This window comes from Streptomyces sp. 13-12-16 (genome assembly GCF_002114215.1).
Lineage (GTDB): Bacteria > Actinomycetota > Actinomycetes > Streptomycetales > Streptomycetaceae > Streptomyces.
In genome coordinates, this window is sequence record NZ_NCTE01000119.1 from 1 (window position 1) to 3,358 (window position 3,358).

General features: G+C 72.2%; 3 protein-coding genes. All 3 read left to right on the forward strand.

Features of this window, described 5'->3' with window-relative positions; translation table 11 throughout:
- Positions 1 to 809: S-methyl-5-thioribose-1-phosphate isomerase (locus tag B7767_RS05715; RefSeq protein WP_085571162.1), on the forward strand; the 809-nt coding region annotated here is incomplete at its 5' end.
- Between the two features lie 4 nt (positions 810 to 813).
- Positions 814 to 1,503 (forward strand): two-component system response regulator MtrA, encoded by a 690-nt coding sequence (gene mtrA / locus B7767_RS05720; protein ID WP_004930665.1) that lies wholly within the window; start codon positions 814 to 816, stop codon positions 1,501 to 1,503.
- Between the two features lies 1 nt (position 1,504).
- A partial coding sequence (gene mtrB / locus B7767_RS05725; protein ID WP_085571163.1) for an MtrAB system histidine kinase MtrB occupies positions 1,505 to 3,358 on the forward strand: 1,854 nt, incomplete at its 3' end.

Here is a 3,358-nt window from a genome sequence, read left to right on the forward strand (position 1 = left end):
CCCACCAGGCCGTCCTCGCCGGCGGCGGGGACGCCCGGCAGGCGGCCGGGGCCGCGCTGGCCGCGGCACGGCAACTGCACCGGGAGGACGCCGAGGCCAGTGCCCGGATGGCCGAGCACGGGCTGGCGCTCCTCGACGAGCTGCTGCCCGGCGGCGGGCACCGGATCCTCACGCACTGCAACACCGGTTCGCTGGTGTCGGGCGGCGAGGGGACGGCGTTCGCGGTGGCGCTGGCGGCGCACCGGGTGGGGCGGCTCCGGCGCCTGTGGGTGGACGAAACGCGTCCGTTGCTGCAAGGTGCTCGCCTGACGGCGTACGAGGCGGCCCGCAGCGGCATGGCGTACACCCTGCTCACCGACAACGCGGCGGGATCGCTGTTCGCGGCGGGTGAGGTGGACGCGGTGCTCGTCGGCGCGGACCGCATCGCGGCCGACGGCTCGGTGGCGAACAAGGTGGGGAGCTATCCGCTCGCGGTGCTCGCGCGGTACCACCATGTGCCGTTCATCGTGGTGGCACCGGTGACGACGGTGGATCCCCGGACGCCGGACGGGGCGTCCATCGAGGTGGAGCAGCGTCCCGGTCATGAGGTGACCGAGGTCACGGCACCGCAGGTGCCGGTGGCCGGAACGGAAGCAGGAGGGGGGATTCCGGTGGCGCCCCTGGGGACCCAGGCGTACAACCCGGCGTTCGATGTGACGCCGCCGGAACTGGTGACGGCGATCGTCACCGAAGAAGGTGCCGTTTCGCCCGTGACGGCCGAGGCTCTGGCCACGCTGTGTGCCAGGTCACGCCAGGTCACGATTAGCTAATGGGATGATGTCGTTTATGAAGGGACGAGTCCTTGTCGTCGACGACGACAGCGCACTGGCCGAGATGCTCGGCATCGTGTTGCGCGGTGAAGGTTTTGAGCCGTCTTTCGTAGCCGACGGCGACAAGGCGCTGGCCGCTTTCCGTGAGGCCAAGCCCGATCTGGTGCTCCTGGACCTGATGCTGCCCGGCCGGGACGGCATCGAGGTGTGCCGCCTGATCAGGGCGGAGTCCGGGGTGCCGATCGTGATGCTCACGGCGAAGAGCGACACCGTCGACGTCGTGGTGGGCCTGGAGTCCGGGGCCGACGACTACATCGTGAAGCCGTTCAAGCCGAAGGAGCTGGTGGCCCGTATCCGGGCGCGGCTGCGCAGGTCGGAGGAGCCGGCGCCGGAGCAGCTCGCCATCGGTGACCTGGTGATCGACGTGGCCGGGCACTCCGTGAAGCGGGACGGGCAGTCGATCGCGCTGACGCCGCTGGAGTTCGACCTGCTGGTCGCGCTCGCCCGCAAGCCGTGGCAGGTGTTCACGCGCGAGGTGCTGCTGGAGCAGGTCTGGGGCTACCGCCACGCCGCGGACACCCGGCTGGTGAACGTGCATGTGCAGCGGCTGCGCTCCAAGGTCGAGAAGGACCCGGAGAAGCCGGAGATCGTGGTGACCGTCCGTGGTGTCGGGTACAAGGCAGGACCGAGCTGACATGTCCGGTGACAGTGCCGCTTCGGCGCCCGGCCGGTCCGGGGGCCGTCCGGGGCGGCCTGTCGGCCGGAAGACCCCGGGCTCCCGCTGGGGGCGCCTGCTCGACGGCGGGCTGCTGCAGGGCGGGGTCCAGGGCAGCCCGGTGATCCGGCTGTTCGTGCGCTGGGTGCGCCGGCCGCTGCTGCCCGTCATGCGGCTGTGGCGGCGCAACATCCAGCTCAAGGTCGTCGCCACCACGCTGCTGATGTCGCTGGGCGTGGTGCTGCTGCTGGGCTTCGTCGTCATCGGCCAGGTGCGCAACGGTCTGCTGGACGCCAAGGCGACGGCGTCGCAGAGCCAGGCCACCGGCGGGTTCGCGGTGGCCAAGCAGCAGGCCGAGGAGGACGTGAGCGTCACGGGCGACGACGGCGCGGCGGTGGACGGCGGTTCCTCGCAGAGCGTCATCCAGTGGATGAGCGACCTCGTGGAGTCGCTCTCCAGCGGTGGCCAGGGCGCCTTCGCCGTGGTGACCCTGCCCGCGGGCGACGAGAGCGGCAGCGGGCGCGGACCGCGCGCCTCCGGTGAGGTCAACCCGACGGCGAGTGTGCCGGCGGCGCTGCGGGAGAAGATCGACACCAGCACGTCGGCGGCCCAGAGCTACACGCGCATCGTCTACGACACCAACAAGCCCTCCCAGCCCGGCCTGGTCATCGGCAAGCAGGTCAACGACCCCAACGGCGACCCGTACCAGCTGTACTACCTCTTCCCGCTCACCCAGGAGGAGAAGTCACTGAGCGTGGTCAAGGGCACCCTGGCGACCGCCGGGCTGTTCGTCGTCGTACTCCTCGGGGCGATCGCCTGGCTGGTGGTGCGCCAGGTCGTCACGCCGGTGCGGATGGCGGCCGGGATCGCCGAGCGGCTCTCCGCCGGGCGGCTGCAGGAACGGATGAAGGTCACCGGCGAGGACGACATCGCGCGGCTCGGCGAGGCGTTCAACAAGATGGCGCAGAACCTCCAGCTGAAGATCAACCAGCTCGAGGACCTGTCGCGGATGCAGCGCCGGTTCGTGTCGGACGTGTCGCACGAGCTGCGGACGCCGCTGACGACGGTGCGGATGGCCGCGGACGTCATCCACGAGGCACGCGAGGACTTCGACCCGGTGACCGCGCGGTCGGCGGAACTGCTCGCCGACCAGATCGACCGGTTCGAGTCGCTGCTCGCGGACCTGCTGGAGATCAGCCGGTTCGACGCGGGCGCGGCGGCGCTGGAGGCGGAGCCGATAGACCTGCGCGAGGTCGTACGGCGGGTGGTCAGCGGGGCGGAGCCGCTCGCCGAGCGCAAGGGCACGCGGATCAGGACCGTCGGCGACCAGCAGCCCGTCGTCGCCGAGGCCGACGCGCGGCGCGTGGAGCGGGTGCTGCGCAACCTGGTCGTCAACGCGGTGGAGCACGGCGAGGGCAGGGACGTCGTCGTCAAGCTCGCCGCGGCCGGCGGGGCGGTGGCGGTGGCCGTGCGCGACTACGGCGTCGGGCTCAAGCCCGGTGAGGCGACCCGGGTCTTCAGCCGCTTCTGGCGGGCCGACCCGGCACGCGCGCGTACCACCGGCGGTACGGGACTGGGCCTGTCCATCGCCCTGGAGGACGCGCGGCTGCACGGCGGCTGGCTCCAGGCGTGGGGCGAGCCGGGCGGCGGCTCGCAGTTCCGGCTGACGCTGCCCAGGACCGCGGACGAGCCGCTGAGGGGGTCGCCGATACCGCTGGAGCCCAAGGACTCGCGGCGCAACAGCGGGCCGGACGACGCCGGTCCGCCGCGCGGCGGCGGGGACGGCGAGAAGCTCGCGACGGTGTCGGCGCGGCAGGCGGGCACCGACGGGCCG